Source organism: Mergibacter septicus, assembly GCF_003265225.1.
GTDB lineage: Bacteria > Pseudomonadota > Gammaproteobacteria > Enterobacterales > Pasteurellaceae > Mergibacter > Mergibacter septicus.
This window is the reverse complement of the sequence record NZ_CP022013.1, coordinates 1,363,693-1,380,443: the sequence shown is the minus strand read 5'-3', so window position 1 is coordinate 1,380,443 and position 16,751 is coordinate 1,363,693. Positions and strand designations below refer to the sequence as shown.

Here is a 16,751-nt window from a genome sequence, read left to right as displayed (position 1 = left end):
TTAATCTAAATTATATTACAATGCAGCATACTAAATTTAATGCAGTAAATAGTAAGAGGCGTTTATGGATTACTGTCAAGCAGTTACACGCAATTTTTTAGGAAATAGTCCTAATTGGTATAAGTTAGTAATAATCTTATTTTTACTACTGAACCCTTTGGTATATTTTATTAGCCCTTTTATTGCAGGGTGGTTACTTGTTGCTGAATTTATTTTTACCCTAGCGATGGCATTAAAATGTTATCCTTTACAGCCAGGAGGATTGCTAGCAATAGAAGCTGTCTTTATTGGTATGACTCATCCTGAACATATTAAGCATGAAATTTTGCTTAATTTTGAAGTAATTTTATTATTGGTATTTATGGTAGCAGGGATCTATTTTATGAAGCAACTGTTACTTTTTATATTTACCAAGTTATTATTATCGATCCGTTCTAAAATTAAACTTTCACTTGCATTTTGTTTGAGTGCCGCATTCTTATCGGCGTTTTTAGATGCGTTAACTGTGATTGCAGTTATTATTAGCGTATCTATTGGATTTTATGGGGTATATCATAAAGTCGCTTCAGGTATGAAATTTGATGATTCAACAGATATTACGAACGATGATAAGATTGTCAATTCTCGTAAAACATTAGATGACTTTCGGGCTTTTTTACGTAGTTTAATGATGCACGCTGGTGTTGGGACTGCACTTGGCGGTGTTATGACTATGGTGGGAGAACCACAGAATTTAATTATTGCAGAGCAGGCAGGTTGGCATTTTGGTGAATTTTTCTTACGAATGTTACCTATTACTTTACCTGTTTTATTCTGTGGGATTGTTACTTGTATTTTAGTCGAAAAATTTAAAGTTTTTGGTTATGGCGCAAAGTTACCATCAAAAGTATGGGCTGTTTTAGCTAAATTAGATCGTACTCAAACTGAAAAAATGACCAAGCAAGAAAAGGTGAAATTATATTTTCAAGCGGTTATTGCAATTTGGTTAATTATCGGATTAGCCTTTCATTTATCGATGGTTGGGTTAATTGGATTGAGTGTAATTATTTTTGTGACGGCTTTTTGTGGCATTACTAATGAACATGTGATTGGTCGTGCTTTTCAGGAAGCATTACCTTTTACAGCACTCTTAGTCGTATTTTTTACTGTCGTGGCAGTGATTATCGATCAAAAGTTATTTGCCCCTATTATTGAGTTTGTCTTGAGTGCAGATCAACATATTCAATTAGCTTTATTTTATATTTTTAATGGATTACTCTCTGCTATTTCTGATAATGTATTTGTCGGTACTGTCTATATTAGTGAAGCGAAAGCGGCTTTAGAAGTTGGGCGAATTTCATTACAACAATTTGAAGCAATTGCTGTTGCAATTAATGTTGGTACGAATTTACCTTCAATTGCAACTCCAAATGGACAAGCTGCATTTTTATTTTTGTTAACGTCCTCTTTTGCACCATTAATTCGCTTATCATACGGGCGTATGGTATATATGGCGTTACCTTATACTCTGATACTCACTTTAATGGGACTATTTTGTATTGAATACTTATTAGAACCTGTAAATTCTTTAATGATAGCTTGGGGTTGGTTACCCAATTAACTAAATATCGAAAGGGAGATATTATGTGGGAGAATTTGAAACAGTGGTCGCAACAGCGTAGCAGTTGGTTTGTACTGGCATTTTCAGCACTTGTATTAGAAGTGGTAGCACTTTATTTTCAACATGGTTTAGGCTTAAAACCTTGTGTAATGTGTATTTATGAACGAATTGCTTTATGGGGCGTATTTTTTGGCGGAGTAATAGGCTTTCTCGCACCTTCATCGTGGTTATTACGTCTATTGGGCATTGGAGTTGGATTGTGGAGTGCAGTAAAAGGATTATTTTTAGCGGTACAACACGTCGATTATCAATTAAATCCTGCTCCTTGGAATCGTTGTGATCTTTTTGTTAATTTTCCACAAACACTCCCATTAGATCATTGGTTGCCAGCAATGTTTAAAGCTACGGGAGATTGTAGTCAAGTTCAATGGCAATTTTTAGGTTATTCAATGCCTCAATGGTTAATTGTTGTTTTTGCTGTGTATATTGTTATTTTGAGTTTTGTGTTATTAAGTCAGCTTAAACGAGGGCAAGCAACAAGACGGCGTTTGTTTAAGTAAAAGGAGTAAAAATGGGCGGATTACGGCGGTCTTTACAGCATTATATTGATTGGGTTATCCGCCTAGGGCGATGGAGATTTTCAGTTTTAGGGATAGTTGTCCTCGCTACCTTTGCAATTTTTGTCCAATTTTCACTGAGTCTTGTTTTTCTGGGCGGGGTTAATTGGACTGAAATATCTCTTTCTATCTGCTTTGGTTTAATTTCAGCACCCTTTGTTATTTATTTTTTTAATGTTCTTGTTGAAAAGTTAGAGCTTTCTCGCCAGCAGTTAAGTGAGTCTAACTCACAACTTTCAGAGCTATTAAAAAAATTAGAATATGAGATAGAACAAAAAAATAAAGCTGAAATGGCGTTAACGCAGAAAGCAGATTTCTTACGGGCTTTTATTGATGCTTCGCCTGATTTAGTTTTTTCTCGTTTAAACAATAGTCATTTTTTAGATTGTAACCGAGCGATGGAATTGTTGACAGGTAAGACAAAAAATGAATTACGTCAACTCTCAGTAGAGCAGATCTTTTCTCCAGAGATTGCTAATTATATTAGAGAAACAGATCGAGATGTTTTAGCTGGAAATGATAGTGTCACTTATGAGCAGTGGTTACAATATCCTAACAAAAAATGGGTTTGTTTTGAAATCAGAAAAGTTCCCTACTATGATCAGATTCGGCAACAACATTGTTTGATGGGATTTGGACGTGATATTACTGAACGCAAACGTTATCAAGAGACAATTGAAAAAGCCAGCCGTGATAAAACCGCTTTAATGGCGACAATTAGCCATGAACTACGTACCCCATTAAATGGTATTATCGGTTTAAGCCAAATTTTACTTGATGGGGATTTAAATGATGAGCAACGTAATTACCTGCAAACAATTAATATCAGTGCGATCTCATTAGGGCATATTTTTAGCGATATTATTGATTTAGAAAAATTAGATACAAGACGGATTAAATTATTTTACCAAGAAACGAATTTTTATCATTTGTTAAATAATATTAGTAATTTTGCGACTTTAATGGCTCAACAAAAAGGACTTACCTTCCGACTGGAATATCCAAAAAATTTACCTGATTTTATCAGTATAGACCAAGCGAGAATATCTCAGATTTTATGGAATTTGATTAGTAATGCGGTGAAATTTACCCCTAAAGGTGAAATTTGTTTACAGGTTAAACGATTAGATTCACACCATTACAGCATATCTGTTATTGATACAGGAATAGGGATTCCTACTGCTGAACAACGCAAAATTTTTGCAATGTTTTATCAGGTTAAGGGAAGCGAAAATAAGGCGTTAGGTAGCGGTATTGGCTTGGCAATATCAAAACGGATTGCTCGATTGATGAATGGAGATTTAACCGTTCATAGTCAACTTGGGGAAGGATCTACTTTTATTTTTACTTTCCAAGCAGATGAAATTAAAAAATCAACTTCATCTCAACAGATTAATTTAACTAATTTTTCCGTGTTATTAGTGGAAGATATACAGGTTAATATCATTGTAGCTCGATCAATTTTAGAAAAACTAGGCTGTAAAGTAGAAGTGGCGACTGATGGTAAAACGGCGATTAAGAAGGTGCATCAGACGTTATATGATCTTGTGTTATTGGATATTCATTTGCCTGATATGACAGGATTTGAGATAGCTAAAAAGTTGCATAAAAGTTATCAGCAAGAACAGTTGGAATTTTTACCCCCATTAGTGGCGTTGACCGCAAATGTTGTTAGCGATAAACAAGATTATTTATGCCAAGGGTTAGATGATGTATTACAAAAACCTCTCTCGGTAGATGCTTTATTCGATTGTTTAAAAAATATATTGGATTTACCTCAAAGTGAAAGTAGCGAAACCCAATCATCTTTTGAGAAAACTGATCTTCCTATTATTAACAATTGTTCTAAAAAGATAGAATTAGAGGCTGATGTTTATGATAGCGAATTAATCTTGGCATTGCTTGAAATGTTAGGAAGTGAGATTGTATTAAAGAATTTGCAGTTATTTCAACAAACAATGCCGACTTATTTACTAGAGAGCCAAAATGGCTATCAAATCTATTTACAACAAGGGGAACGAAAAGTATTAGCGGATATTGCACATAAAATTAAAGGTGCAGCAGCCGCCATAGGTTTAAAACGTATTCAACAACTAGCCCAATTAGCTCAAGAGCAGCAGGCACTGGAATGGCAAGACAATATTGCTAAATGGCTAGAGCAGATTACACTGTATTGGCAACAAGATGTTACTACATTGGAAAAGTATATTAAATTACAAGTACGGGAAAACCCCGTATCAAAGTGATGATTTTAATGAACCTTTTTCAACGATAATACCGACATTATTGGCTTGAGGAACAGCGGTAGGTTTACTTAATTTAATTTGTATCCATGGAATATTAAATTGTTGTTGTAATGCTTCTGCAACTTCATGTGCAACCCTTTCTATCAGTAAAAAGGCACGATTTTCAACATAATTAAGGATAAATTCGCTTACTTCAGCATAGTTTAAACAGTATTGAACATTATCTGTTTGACTTGCTTGTTGGTTATCCCAAGCCATTTTGAGATCAAAGATAAGTTTTTGCTTGATTTGTTGCTCCCAATCATAAACCCCAATTTGGGCAAAAACAGTTAATCCTTCAATAAAGATAATATCATACATAAATTTGCTTCCTATTTAATTTATTATGCGTATTCTAACGACTTTAGGTACAATAAACGACAATTATTGCTATTTTTAAGGAGTAAAATCAGCGTGTTTGTTTTGTTATATCTGCTATTGGCATATTTAATTGGTTCAATTTCTGGTGCTATTTTATTCTCCAAACTTTTTAACCTACCCGATCCGAGAGAGACAGGATCGCACAATCCTGGTGCAACAAATGTTTTACGAATTGGCGGGCGATTACCTGCTTTTTGGGTGCTGATTTTTGATATTGCGAAAGGAATGTTACCCGTTTGGTTAGGTTATTATTTGCACTTAACTCAGTTTGAATTAGGTATGGTAGCATTAAGTGCTTGCTTAGGGCATATCTTTCCCATTTACTTTGGTTTTAAAGGTGGAAAAGGCGTGGCGACCTCTTTTGGTGCAATTGCACCGATTGGTTGGTCTGTAGCTGCTTTTATGCTGAGTATTTGGTTAGTTGTTTTTTTGATTAGTGGGTATTCCTCTTTAAGTGCAGTGGTGACGGCGATATTAATTCCTTTTTATGTGTGGTGGGTGAGACCTGAATTTACTTTTCCTGTTGCATTAGTCGCTTGTTTACTTGTTTATCGTCATCACGATAATATTCAGCGGATTTGGCGAGGACAAGAAGATAATGTATTGGCGAAATTAAGAAAAAAACGCTAACAAAGTGAGATTATTCTGCTTGATATTGTAATTGACTGTTACATTGTTTACAGCGGTAAATCGCTTGTTGACGTATAACTCGGTTATGCCTTCTTAGGCTAAGATAATGGGTTTGGCAGTGACAAGAATAAGCAAATGTCTTTCCTTGAACATTTGTAATATCAAATTGATGATAGACATCACTTTTTAGATGAAAGAGTTGTTCCATAACAAACTTCCATTCTTTTCCATGTGGACGGACATTACCATAACACGCATATACGATTAAGTGAGCCAACTCATGTGGGACAACTTGTTGAATAAAGTCAGTTGGGTTTTCTAATAGCAGTAATGGATTTAATCGGATTTGCCATTGCTGTAAATAAGCAACCCCAGCTTTTAATCCTCTTACTTGATAATTAACCTGTGGTAATAAAAAATCCCGTTGGAAATGTTGTTCAGCAATCTTTAAACAAGTATTCAATCGTTGTTGAACTTGACGTTTTAAATGGCGTAACTGTTGTTTTGAGGCTAAAGATAATTCTGACATATTATTAGTCTTAAATAACAAAACCACGATTTATTATCGTGGTTTTGTTTGATCAAATAATTAATCGTGCAAACCTAATTTTTTCTCTAAGTAATGGATATTTGTTCCACCTGCTTGGAAGTTTTCATCGGTTAAGATTTGATCGTGCAATGGAATGTTGGTTTTAATTCCATCAATGATTGTTTCTGATAGTGCTTGTTGCATACGACGAATTGCCACTTCTCTGTTTTCACCATAGCTGATTAATTTAGCAATCATCGAGTCATAGTGAGGTGGTACTGTATAGCCACCATAGATATGCGAATCCCAACGAATACCCAACCCACCAGCAGGGTGTAAATGAGCAATAGTTCCCGGAGATGGGAAGAACGTTTTCGGATCTTCAGCATTAATACGGCATTCAATCGCATGTCCTCGTACTTGAATATCTTCTTGTTTAAAAGATAATGGTAAACCAGCAGCAATGCGTAGTTGTTCTTTAACGAGATCAACACCAGTGATCATTTCAGTAACAGGATGTTCAACTTGAATACGGGTGTTCATTTCAATAAAGTAAAATTCACCATTTTCATATAAGAATTCAAATGTACCAGCACCACGATAGCCAATTTCAATACAGGCGTTGGCACAACGTTCACCGATATAACGGCGTAATTCTTCTGTAATGCCGGGTGCTGGTGCTTCTTCAACAACTTTTTGGTGACGACGTTGCATTGAACAATCTCGTTCTGCAAGATAAATGGCATTGCCATGCGTATCAGCTAAAACTTGAATTTCAATATGGCGAGGATTTTCTAAATATTTTTCCATATATACCATATCATTATTAAAGGCAGCTTTAGCTTCAGCTTTGGTCATTGCAATAGCTTCTTCTAGATTTTCAGCTTGGCGAACAACACGCATACCACGTCCACCACCACCACCAGATGCTTTAATGATAATTGGGTAGCCAATACGTTGTGCAATTTCTTTATTTTTTGCAATATCTGAACCAACTGGTCCATCTGAACCCGGAACACAAGGTACACCTGCTTTTTTCATTGCTTTAATGGCAGATACTTTATCTCCCATCAAGCGGATAACTTCAGCGGTAGGGCCAATAAAAGTAAAGCCTGAACGTTCTACTTGTTCTGCAAAATCAGCATTTTCAGATAAGAAACCATAGCCAGGATGAATAGCATCAGCACCTGTTACTTCTGCAGCAGCGATGATGGCTGGAATATTAAGGTAACTTTTGGCTGAAGGTGCAGGACCAATACAAATAGTTTCATCTGCAAGTAGGACATGTTTCAGATCACGATCTGCAGTTGAATGGACGGCAACTGTTTTGATGCCTAGTTCTTTACATGCCCGTAAAATTCGGAGAGCTATTTCTCCACGGTTGGCGATTACTACTTTTTCTAACATAAGCTGTATCCATTTTAAGATTAAAAGTGCATTTAAAATTTAGTGGTAAATGCACTTTATTAATTTGAATTGAGGATTATTCAATGACAATTAATTTAGCATCAAATTCAACTGCATCACCATTATTGACTAAGATTGCTTTGATTACACCTGATTTATCTGCTTCAATACGATTCATCATTTTCATCGCTTCAACAATACAAAGTGTATCGCCAACTTTGACACTACTTCCTACTTCTACAAAAGGATCGGCTTCTGGACTCGGACTACGATAGAAAGTCCCCACCATTGGAGAACGTACAATATGCCCACTGATTTCTGCTGGTTTTTCTGTGGCTGCTGGGGTGACAGGGGAAGGTGTTGCAGGTGCAGCAACTGGTGCTGGAGCAGGGATAGTGTATTGAGCAGCAACAGGTGCAGTCGTTGCTCCTCGGTTAATGCGAACAGACTCCTCACCTTCTGAGATTTCTAGTTCCATAATGCCTGATTCTTCAACTAGCTCGATTAATTTTTTAATTTTACGAATATCCATAGATTTAATTCCTGTTTCTATAAAAGTAATTTTCTCGGTAATTGCGTGGAAGCGAGATTACCTGAATTTTATTAATTTAGCGACTATTTTCTCTTATTTTGATGAATTTTGCTTTCTTTTTGTAAGATAATTGTACGCAAATTCTAATCCATAATGATAGCCTTTTTCCCCTAAACCACAGATAACACCGACTGCAATATCACTCAGGTAGGAATGGTGGCGAAATGGTTCTCGGCGATGTACATTAGAAAGGTGAATTTCAACAAAAGGAATATCAACAGCAAGTAAGGCATCACGTAAGGCAACACTAGTATGAGTAAAGGCAGCTGGGTTAATCAAAATAAAATCAATTTGTTGAAATGATTGATGAATTTTTTCTAGTAACTTTTCTTCACTATTGCTTTGAAAACAAGAGAGAGTAATGCCTAACTTGTTAGCTAAACAATGGAGATTTTCCTCAATATTTTGTAAAGTTTGGTTTCCATAATGGTTTGGCTCTCGCTTTCCTAGCATATTTAAGTTTGGACCATTTAATAGTAAGATTTGAAACGCCATAACTTATCCTATTTTAATATCTGGTGAGGATTAATTCTAAGTTTAGTTAAGTAAAACGATTAATTATATTTTAAATCATTAAATTATAAAATTTTATCAATATATTCACTTTCAAGTCCGACCAGTGGTAGTGTTGAATTTAACCAAGGACGTACTATTTGTACTTTCATCAGATCTAAGGTATCTAAGCCCGGAATGGTATCAGGAGTATATTGCTGAGCAATGCGAGCAAGTTGACTCAAACCAAAACTACTTTCAAGACTTGAGCTAATAATCGCTTCAATTCCAAGTGTTTTTGCTTGTTGAATTAGACTAATACATTTTTCTAAGGAACCTATTAGTGTTGGTTTGATAATTATTGCATTTAGTTGAGGTTCAGAAATGAGATGGAAATTTTTTTCTCTAACACTTTCGTCCCAAGCAATAGCAATTCCTGTTTCTGTCGCAAATTGTCGGCTAAGAGTCATTGTTTTGCAAGGTTCTTCAACAAATTGAATACGATGGCGATGTTCTGGTTTTACATATTTTGCAAACATTAATGCTTTTTCTAAGCTCCAAGAACGGTTTGCATCTAAACGTAGAGATAGATCTGGGATTGCCTCTAATAGCATATCAGCAATAAGCCCGTCACGATTCGCTTCATATAAGCCAACTTTAATTTTGGCAATTTTTTTACCATTCAGTTGTTCTAATTTTGTGTAAAGTTGATCAGGATCGCCATAGCAAAGAGGAGCGACTTGGTAATTTGCATTTGGGGTTAGTTGGTCTTTTAACTCTGCCATTGCACAACTTAATCCAAATGCGACTGAAGGGGATAGGCCATCAAAAGGTAATTTTTGTTGTTGGGTGCGTGCCAGATCCCAGTTTTGTAACCATTCTATTGTTTGCTGTTGAGCTTGTTCTAAAGTTTCACTACTAAATTCAGGTAAAGGTGCAATTTCTCCCCATCCTTCCGCTTGATCACATTTAATCTGGACGAGTAATCCTTCACGTTGTTTTAAAAAACGGTTACGTAATATAACTTGTGAATCCATCGGAATGGTATAACGATAGAGGTGATAACTACGTATGCTCATTTTCGTGTTCCTTAGCTAGTATTAGAGGATGCTGCCACTTATTTGTTTGAATAAGTGGCAGAGTGGGTTAGTTAGTAAAATTGTAAAAATTAATCTGTTTTTAATTTTTCCCAATATCGCTCATAAGTATCTATTGCATTCCCAACATCGGCTTGTAGGATAGCTTTGTTAATTTCCTGTTCAGGTGGGAATAAGACAGGATTTGTTGCATCTTCAGGTGATAATAGCGTTTTTACTTTTTCATTTGGGGTTGAGAATCCCATACTTTCAATCATTGCTTTGGCACTTTCAGGACGCAGCATAAAGTCAATAAATTTATAAGCCGCATCTTTATGCTTAGCATCTTTGGGAATCGCATAATTATCCATCCAAAGAATAGCCCCTTCTTGCGGATAGACAAAACGGATATTTGGATTTTCTTTTTCAGCTCGGAATGCAGAACCGTTCCAGATCATACCGATTTCAGTTTCGCCCTGTAAATAAGGAACTTCTGGAGAGTCTGAGTTAAAGGCTAACACATTAGGCATTAATTTTTTTAAGCGTTGATAAGCCTCTTTAATCTCTTGTGGGTTTTGAGTATTTGGAGAGCTCCCTTGTAATAATAAAGCGATATGAAATACTTCTCGAGAATCAGCGGTTAATAGGACTCGACCTCGATACTCTGGATTCCATAAGTCAGCCCAACTGGTTATTTTTTTAGGATCAATATCGGCAGCATTGACAGCAATGCCAGTCATACCGTAAACATAAGGTAGAGAATATTGATTATTTGGATCGAAATCTTTATTTAAAACACTTAAGTTAATGTTAGCAAGGTTATGAATTTTACTTTTATCTAATTTAGCTAACATTCCTTCTTTTGCCATTTTACCTACATAGTAACTTGATGGAAAAATAAGATCGTAACTACCACTTCCAGTTAATTTGAGTTTTGAATACATTTCTTCGTTACTTTCAAAGGTTGAATAGATAACTTCAATTCCTGTTTCTTGTGTAAATTGTTTTAATAGTGAAGGTGGAATGTATTCAGTCCAATTATAGACATAGAGTTTTTCAGCTGCTAAGAGAGGAGTACTAAGTAGGGTAAAAAATGCAAGAGTACAAGCAGTGATAGATTTAGTGAATAGAGATTTCAATTTTCGAGTCCTCCAAAGCCTAAATAAGGCGAGATAATTCAAATAAGTAAGATATAGAAAACAATTAAACTACTGTATTTAGTCTTTTAATCGTTAAGGTTGTGAGTATAACAGGTGAGTTATAGCTTTAACAGAATAATTATGTTTTATTTCAAGGAAATAAAAGGATAGGGCAAAAAACTTTTGCCCTATCTTGGTGTTATAGTGAGTAGTACATTTCAAATTCAACAGGATGAGGTAGCATTCGCAGACGTTCAACATCTTTTGCTTTTAAGTCAATATAAGCCTCAATAAAGTCTTGGCTGAATACACCACCACGGGTTAAGAAATCGTGATCTGTGGCTAAGGCGTTTAGAGCTTCTTCTAACGAACCAGCAACATGTGGAACTTGTTGAAGTTCTTCAGGTGGTAGATTGTAGAGGTTTTTATCCATTGCATCACCAGGATGGATTTTATTGATAATACCATCTAAACCAGCCATTAATAGTGCAGAGAATGCTAAATATGGGTTTGCACCGGGATCTGGGAAACGGACTTCAATTCGGCGAGCTTTCGGGCTAGAAACGGTTGGAATACGAATTGAAGCAGAACGATTACTTGCAGAATAAGCAAGTAACACAGGAGCTTCATAGCCCGGAACTAAACGTTTATATGAATTAGTTGTTGGATTAGTGAAAGCATTTAATGCTTTAGCATGTTTGATTACACCACCGATAAAGAATAAAGCTAATTCAGATAAACCAGCGTATTTATCACCAGAAAATAGGTTTACGCCATCTTTACTTAGAGACAGATGGCAATGCATACCTGAACCATTATCACCGAAGAGTGGCTTTGGCATAAAGCAAGCGGTTTTACCATGTTCATAGGCAACATTATGGACAACGTATTTATAGATTTGTGTTTCATCTGCTTTTAACGTTAGGGTATTAAAACGGCAGGCTATTTCATTTTGTCCTGCAGTTGCAACTTCATGGTGATGCGCTTCAATCACTAGCCCCATTTCTTCCATTACTAAACACATTTCAGAGCGTAAATCTTGTGAAGAATCAACGGGCGGAACTGGGAAATATCCCCCTTTAGTTGCAGGACGATGACCTTTATTCCCTCCTTCATATTTTTTATCGGTATTCCAACTTGCTTCAATATCATCAATTTGATAGGAGCAACCACTCATACCTGTTTTATAGCGAATATCATCAAAGATAAAAAATTCAGGTTCAGGACCAACTAAAACCGTATCTGCAATACCAGAGGCTTTTAAATATTCTTCCGCTCTTATTGCAATAGAACGAGGATCACGATCATAACCTTGCATTGTTGTAGGCTCATACACATCACAACGGATTGAGAGGGTTGGAATAGAAAAAAATGGATCGATTAAGGCAGATTCAGCGATAGGCATGAGAACCATATCTGATTTATTGATTGTTTTCCAACCTGCAATAGAGGAACCATCAAACATTTTCCCATCTTCAAAGAAATCTTCATCAACGGCACTAACGGGAATAGAAACATGTTGTTCTTTACCTTTTATATCAGTGAAGCGTAAGTCAACAAATTTAATATCGAATTCTTCAATTAGGTTAAAAACATTTTCAATTGCTTGTGTGTTTGCCATAGTAATATCCTTCTTAATTTAGAGTAGTTAATTTATAAAAATGAAAGGAAATGATTGAAAATCAACTAAACAATAGCTTATTTTTTTGAAAAATAAAATGATTTTTTCGTATAAAATTTAATTTTTTTTATTACAAATTGGTTTTTCTATTTTGCAATTATTTGATAGCCGAAAAGCATAAAAATCTGTATACTTTACGGTCTTTCACACTTTATCGAGATCCAAAACAGAATAATACGGTTTGGTTGTCAGATACTCAATTAAATAATTTTTAAATAAAGATTCTATATGAAAAATGACTTAGATATTAGCAAACTTCGTAATATTGCGATTATTGCTCACGTTGACCATGGTAAAACAACCTTGGTGGATAAATTATTACAACAATCAGGTACTTTAGAAGCAGCTCGTAATGGTGATACAGATGAACGAGTAATGGATTCTAATGATTTGGAAAAAGAACGTGGAATTACAATTTTAGCGAAAAATACAGCAATTAATTGGCACGATTATCGAATCAATATTGTCGATACACCGGGACACGCTGATTTTGGTGGTGAGGTTGAACGTGTATTATCAATGGTAGATAGCGTTCTTTTACTGGTAGATGCTTTTGATGGACCAATGCCTCAAACTCGTTTTGTAACACAAAAAGCTTTTGCTCATGGTTTAAAGCCTATCGTGGTTATTAATAAAGTGGATCGCCCGGGTGCAAGACCTGATTGGGTAGTAGATCAAGTTTTTGATCTTTTTGTTAACTTAGGAGCAACAGACGAACAATTAGATTTCCCAATCATTTATGCTTCAGCATTAAATGGTGTGGCAGGACTAGATCATGAAGCACTTGCTAATGATATGACTCCATTATTTGAAGCTATTATCGAACACGTTGAACCGCCTCAAGTGGAATTAGATAAACCTTTCCAAATGCAAATTTCTCAGCTTGATTATAATAATTATGTCGGTGTTATTGGCATTGGACGTATTAAGCGTGGTTCTGTCAGACCAAATCAACAAGTTACTATTATTGATAGTGAAGGAAAAACTCGTAACGGAAAAGTTGGGCAAGTATTAGGGCATTTAGGCTTACAACGTTTTGAAGAAGATGTTGCTAATGCTGGTGATATTATTGCTATCACTGGATTAGGTGAACTAAATATTTCTGATACGATTTGTGAAGTGAATCATGTTGAAGCCTTACCTGCCTTAACAGTAGATGAACCAACTGTAACTATGTTCTTCTGTGTTAATACTTCGCCATTCTGTGGTAAAGAAGGAAAATATGTTACCTCACGCCAAATTTTAGAGCGTTTAAATAAAGAATTAGTACATAATGTTGCTTTACGAGCGGAAGAAACAGAAGATCCTGATGCGTTTCGTGTATCAGGGCGAGGTGAGTTGCATTTATCGGTATTAATTGAAAATATGCGTCGAGAAGGGTATGAATTAGCCGTTTCTCGTCCAAAAGTTATTTTCCGTGAAATTGATGGGCGTAAACAAGAACCTTTTGAACAAGTTACCATTGATATTGAAGAACAGCACCAAGGATCTGTGATGGAAGCACTAGGGATCCGTAAAGGTGAAGTAAAAGATATGGTACCAGATGGTAAAGGCAGAACTCGCCTTGAATATATTATTCCTAGTCGTGGTTTAATTGGTTTCCGAAATGAATTTATGACAATGACTTCAGGTACTGGATTGTTGTATTCAAGTTTTAGTCATTATGATGATGTAAAACCGGGTGAAATTGGACAACGTAAAAATGGTGTATTAATTTCAAATGCAACGGGTAAAGCGTTAGCTTATGCTTTATTTAGCTTACAAGAACGTGGTAAATTGATGATTGAGCATGGTGCTGAAGTTTATGAAGGACAGATAATTGGTATTCATAGTCGTTCTAATGATTTAACTGTAAACTGTTTACAAGGGAAAAAATTGACGAATATGCGTGCTTCTGGAAAAGATGATGCTGTTGTATTAGTTCCACCAGTGCGTTATACCTTAGAGCAAGCCTTAGAATTTATAGATGATGATGAGTTAGTTGAAGTTACACCAACTTCAGTACGAATTCGTAAAAAATTACTCACAGAAGTTGAACGTAAGCGAGCTAATCGTACAACAACAAGTACCAGCACACGTTAATTCATCTGCTAAGTATTAAATAAAATTAAGCCCCTAGAATAGGGGCTTTTTAAATGGATTGTAGAGGTGTTATTTCCCAATTAAATGGATAAAATCTTCTGTTTCAAAACCATGATTAGACATATACCGCCAGATTTTTTGTTTTATTTTCAGATCATTTACGTGGTGATAGTCAGGAAATTTCTTCTTTAAGCAAGCAATCGCTAATTCTTGCCAATTAATCTCTTGTTCTTCTAAGACTAGAGATAAAGTTTGGTTAGTAATTCCCTTTAATTTTAATTCTTGTTTTATTCGTTTTAATCCATATCCTTTGTGGGCACGAGCTAAAAGGTAATTTTCACAAAATCGTTGATCACTTTGCCAATTACGTTGTTGGCAGTGTAATAAAGCGTGATCAATATCATCATCAGAGAAACCTTTCGCTTGCATTTTATAACGAATTTCATATTCACTATAATCTCGCCGAGCAAGTAATCCAATAAGGTAATTGAGTGCTGATATAGACATAAATGTTCCTTTATTTATACAAACGGCGACGACGATGATATGGCATGGTTTGCTTTAAATGTGAAGTAGATCTTGTATTTAATGTATTGATTATATTTGTTTTTCTACGTTTTCTTTTCCAATAAAGAAGACTACTAGTGAATAATATACCTGTTAAAAAGACAATAATGATTTGTCCATATAAACGATGAAATTGCCGATCTAAAATTTCATTTGCATCTTGTCCAAATTGTCCATTAAACGTAACTCGTAGAAAACCAATTAAACCAGATGATGAATAAATAGGCTCTACCACTTGTTGGGTTATTTGTTGTTCTTGGTGAGGTTGAGTTAGGTAATGCTGACTGTGGGCTAATAGTTCACCATTTTGATTGTAAAGACTTGCATCAACAATAAATTTTTCTTGAGTGAAACGGGATAAATTTTCAGTGAGACTTTCATTATCTGCTTTATTGAGTAGTAATACAGAAAAAAGATTGGCTTGTTGCCGAACTAAGGTATGTGAAAGATCTGCGACTTGTTCAATACTGGCTTGTTGTGATCCTACTTTAAATTGACTGACTCCGATAAGGATAATGCTTAAAATAAGCACACATAATCCAATAATTATAGATAATAAGCAGAATTTATATTTTCTTTCTTTCCTAAATTGCAAGCTAAATACCTCTAGAGTTTGTATCTATTTAATCAGATAGTTTTTAATATTTCTAAAAATATGTTATTAAGTAAAAGTTTAAATTGTAACAGAAATTTTGTTTTCAACAATCATCTAGTCACTTACTAAAATAATCCTAGATTAATGAGGCTATAATGGCAAATAAACTCTCTTTTGATTCATATTATTTTTCGCCTAACAATATTTTACCAACTCAAACTAAATGTATTTTATATTCAACTACTTTCACACCAGAACATTTAAGTGAATTATTATCTTTGGATACAAAAATAGCATTATTATCTACTTGGCACGTCTTTGAATATCGTTGTGTCCTTATTGCAAGTGAACAATTAGCCATTATTCAACAGTGGGCAGCGCAATTGGGAATAGATTTTGCTAAGTTAGAAACTTATCCAACTTTATTTTCCCAAGGATTATTAGTTATGGATATGGACTCCACCGCAATTCAAATTGAATGTATAGATGAAATAGCTAAATTAGCGAACGTTGGAGAGCAAGTTTCAGCAATTACAGAACAAGCTATGCGTGGAGAATTAGATTTTGAACAAAGTTTACGTCAACGAGTGCAAGCTTTAAAAGGGCAATCTGAACAGTTACTTGAACAGGTACGACAACAGTTACCATTAACTTCGGGGTTAACTCGCTTGGTAAAAACCTTACAACAAAAAGGCTGGCGAATCGCAATTGCATCGGGGGGATTTACCTATTTTACGGAAGATCTAAAACAACGTTTACAGTTGGATTTTACAGTGGCAAACGAACTAGATATTGTTGATGGCGTATTAACTGGAGAGCTAAAAGGACAGATTGTAGATGCACAATATAAAGCGGATACTTTGCTATCTTTAGCACAGGATTACAATATTCCCCTAACACAAACTATTGCAATAGGTGATGGTGCAAATGATTTACCAATGTTACATCGAGCGAGTTTAGGGATCGCCTTTCATGCGAAACCGAAAGTACAGCAACAGGTCGAAACTGTGGTAAACTTTGCTGATCTCACTGCATTATTATGTATTTTAACTGCAGTTGAACATTAAATTTTAACTTA

16 protein-coding genes are annotated in these 16,751 nt (G+C 35.3%); 6 read left to right on the top strand and 10 right to left on the bottom strand.

Annotation, left to right across the window (positions count from 1 at the left end; translation table 11 throughout):
• Nucleotides 1-64: 64 nt before the first annotated feature.
• The 3 genes from nhaB to CEP47_RS06420 are packed head-to-tail and all read left to right on the top strand — an operon-like array spanning nucleotide 65 to nucleotide 4,463.
• Nucleotides 65-1,600, top strand: a complete 1,536-nt coding sequence (nhaB, locus tag CEP47_RS06430; RefSeq protein ID WP_261920403.1) for a sodium/proton antiporter NhaB — start codon at nucleotides 65-67, stop codon at nucleotides 1,598-1,600.
• A gap of 23 nt (nucleotides 1,601-1,623) precedes the next feature.
• Complete coding sequence (gene dsbB, locus CEP47_RS06425) at nucleotides 1,624-2,160, top strand: disulfide bond formation protein DsbB (RefSeq protein WP_261920404.1); 537 nt, start codon at nucleotides 1,624-1,626, stop codon at nucleotides 2,158-2,160.
• Nucleotides 2,161-2,171: 11 nt separating this feature from the next.
• Complete coding sequence (locus tag CEP47_RS06420) at nucleotides 2,172-4,463, top strand: ATP-binding protein (protein ID WP_261920405.1); 2,292 nt, start codon at nucleotides 2,172-2,174, stop codon at nucleotides 4,461-4,463.
• Here CEP47_RS06420 and folB read toward each other — a convergent pair.
• Nucleotides 4,455-4,823, bottom strand: a complete 369-nt coding sequence (folB, locus tag CEP47_RS06415) for a dihydroneopterin aldolase (RefSeq protein ID WP_261920406.1) — start codon at nucleotides 4,821-4,823, stop codon at nucleotides 4,455-4,457. The two genes, CEP47_RS06420 and folB, sit on opposite strands and share 9 nt — an antisense overlap.
• An 87-nt stretch (nucleotides 4,824-4,910) precedes the next feature.
• Between folB and plsY the strand changes: the two genes are divergently transcribed.
• Nucleotides 4,911-5,513 carry a glycerol-3-phosphate 1-O-acyltransferase PlsY gene (gene plsY / locus CEP47_RS06410; RefSeq protein ID WP_261920969.1) on the top strand — a complete coding sequence of 201 codons (603 nt, stop codon included), beginning with the start codon at nucleotides 4,911-4,913 and terminating at the stop codon, nucleotides 5,511-5,513.
• A 10-nt stretch (nucleotides 5,514-5,523) separates the two neighbouring features.
• Here plsY and CEP47_RS06405 read toward each other — a convergent pair whose 3' ends face one another.
• The 7 genes from CEP47_RS06405 to glnA all read right to left on the bottom strand — a co-directional run bounded on the left by CEP47_RS06405 (nucleotide 5,524) and on the right by glnA (nucleotide 12,369).
• Nucleotides 5,524-6,042, bottom strand: a complete 519-nt coding sequence (locus tag CEP47_RS06405; RefSeq protein ID WP_261920407.1) for a SprT family zinc-dependent metalloprotease — start codon at nucleotides 6,040-6,042, stop codon at nucleotides 5,524-5,526.
• A gap of 60 nt (nucleotides 6,043-6,102) precedes the next feature.
• Nucleotides 6,103-7,449, bottom strand: a complete 1,347-nt coding sequence (gene accC / locus CEP47_RS06400; RefSeq protein ID WP_261920408.1) for an acetyl-CoA carboxylase biotin carboxylase subunit — start codon at nucleotides 7,447-7,449, stop codon at nucleotides 6,103-6,105.
• A 76-nt stretch (nucleotides 7,450-7,525) separates the two neighbouring features.
• A complete protein-coding gene (gene accB / locus CEP47_RS06395) occupies nucleotides 7,526-7,981 on the bottom strand; it encodes an acetyl-CoA carboxylase biotin carboxyl carrier protein (protein WP_261920409.1) in 456 nt (151 codons plus the stop codon).
• Nucleotides 7,982-8,074: 93 nt separating this feature from the next.
• Nucleotides 8,075-8,536 carry a type II 3-dehydroquinate dehydratase gene (gene aroQ, locus CEP47_RS06390; protein WP_261920410.1) on the bottom strand — a complete coding sequence of 154 codons (462 nt, stop codon included), beginning with the start codon at nucleotides 8,534-8,536 and terminating at the stop codon, nucleotides 8,075-8,077.
• A gap of 83 nt (nucleotides 8,537-8,619) precedes the next feature.
• Nucleotides 8,620-9,612 (bottom strand): o-succinylbenzoate synthase, encoded by a 993-nt coding sequence (menC, locus tag CEP47_RS06385; RefSeq protein ID WP_261920411.1) that lies wholly within the window; start codon nucleotides 9,610-9,612, stop codon nucleotides 8,620-8,622.
• 89 nt (nucleotides 9,613-9,701) lie between these two features.
• A complete protein-coding gene (locus tag CEP47_RS06380) occupies nucleotides 9,702-10,748 on the bottom strand; it encodes an extracellular solute-binding protein (RefSeq protein ID WP_373463074.1) in 1,047 nt (348 codons plus the stop codon).
• 199 nt (nucleotides 10,749-10,947) lie between these two features.
• The gene (gene glnA, locus CEP47_RS06375) at nucleotides 10,948-12,369 is read right to left on the bottom strand and encodes a glutamate--ammonia ligase (protein WP_261920412.1); all 1,422 of its coding nucleotides are present in this window, start codon (nucleotides 12,367-12,369) and stop codon (nucleotides 10,948-10,950) included.
• 288 nt (nucleotides 12,370-12,657) lie between these two features.
• Here glnA and typA point away from each other — a divergent pair, with 288 nt between their 5' ends.
• Entirely contained in the window at nucleotides 12,658-14,511 is a 1,854-nt protein-coding gene (typA, locus tag CEP47_RS06370) for a translational GTPase TypA (RefSeq protein ID WP_261920413.1), read from the top strand.
• Nucleotides 14,512-14,580: 69 nt separating this feature from the next.
• Here typA and recX read toward each other — a convergent pair whose 3' ends face one another.
• The gene (recX, locus tag CEP47_RS06365) at nucleotides 14,581-15,018 is read right to left on the bottom strand and encodes a recombination regulator RecX (RefSeq protein ID WP_261920414.1); all 438 of its coding nucleotides are present in this window, start codon (nucleotides 15,016-15,018) and stop codon (nucleotides 14,581-14,583) included.
• Nucleotides 15,019-15,028: 10 nt separating this feature from the next.
• On the bottom strand, nucleotides 15,029-15,673 hold the full coding sequence (locus CEP47_RS06360) for a YtjB family periplasmic protein (RefSeq protein WP_261920415.1): 645 nt from the start codon (nucleotides 15,671-15,673) through the stop codon (nucleotides 15,029-15,031).
• 155 nt (nucleotides 15,674-15,828) lie between these two features.
• Here CEP47_RS06360 and serB point away from each other — a divergent pair, with 155 nt between their 5' ends.
• Nucleotides 15,829-16,740 carry a phosphoserine phosphatase gene (gene serB, locus CEP47_RS06355; RefSeq protein WP_261920416.1) on the top strand — a complete coding sequence of 304 codons (912 nt, stop codon included), beginning with the start codon at nucleotides 15,829-15,831 and terminating at the stop codon, nucleotides 16,738-16,740.
• Nucleotides 16,741-16,751 lie beyond the last annotated feature (11 nt).

What these genes read in the sequence shown, in the direction of transcription:
- nhaB (WP_261920403.1), top strand. Translation starts at nt 65, where the DNA reads ATGGATTACTGTCAAGCAGTTACACGCAATTTTTTAGGAAATAGTCCT.
- dsbB (WP_261920404.1), top strand. Translation starts at nt 1,624, where the DNA reads ATGTGGGAGAATTTGAAACAGTGGTCGCAACAGCGTAGCAGTTGGTTT.
- CEP47_RS06420 (WP_261920405.1), top strand. Translation starts at nt 2,172, where the DNA reads ATGGGCGGATTACGGCGGTCTTTACAGCATTATATTGATTGGGTTATC.
- folB (WP_261920406.1), bottom strand. Translation starts at nt 4,823, where the DNA reads ATGTATGATATTATCTTTATTGAAGGATTAACTGTTTTTGCCCAAATT.
- CEP47_RS06405 (WP_261920407.1), bottom strand. Translation starts at nt 6,042, where the DNA reads ATGTCAGAATTATCTTTAGCCTCAAAACAACAGTTACGCCATTTAAAA.
- accC (WP_261920408.1), bottom strand. Translation starts at nt 7,449, where the DNA reads ATGTTAGAAAAAGTAGTAATCGCCAACCGTGGAGAAATAGCTCTCCGA.
- accB (WP_261920409.1), bottom strand. Translation starts at nt 7,981, where the DNA reads ATGGATATTCGTAAAATTAAAAAATTAATCGAGCTAGTTGAAGAATCA.
- aroQ (WP_261920410.1), bottom strand. Translation starts at nt 8,536, where the DNA reads ATGGCGTTTCAAATCTTACTATTAAATGGTCCAAACTTAAATATGCTA.
- menC (WP_261920411.1), bottom strand. Translation starts at nt 9,612, where the DNA reads ATGAGCATACGTAGTTATCACCTCTATCGTTATACCATTCCGATGGAT.
- glnA (WP_261920412.1), bottom strand. Translation starts at nt 12,369, where the DNA reads ATGGCAAACACACAAGCAATTGAAAATGTTTTTAACCTAATTGAAGAA.
- typA (WP_261920413.1), top strand. Translation starts at nt 12,658, where the DNA reads ATGAAAAATGACTTAGATATTAGCAAACTTCGTAATATTGCGATTATT.
- recX (WP_261920414.1), bottom strand. Translation starts at nt 15,018, where the DNA reads ATGTCTATATCAGCACTCAATTACCTTATTGGATTACTTGCTCGGCGA.
- serB (WP_261920416.1), top strand. Translation starts at nt 15,829, where the DNA reads ATGGCAAATAAACTCTCTTTTGATTCATATTATTTTTCGCCTAACAAT.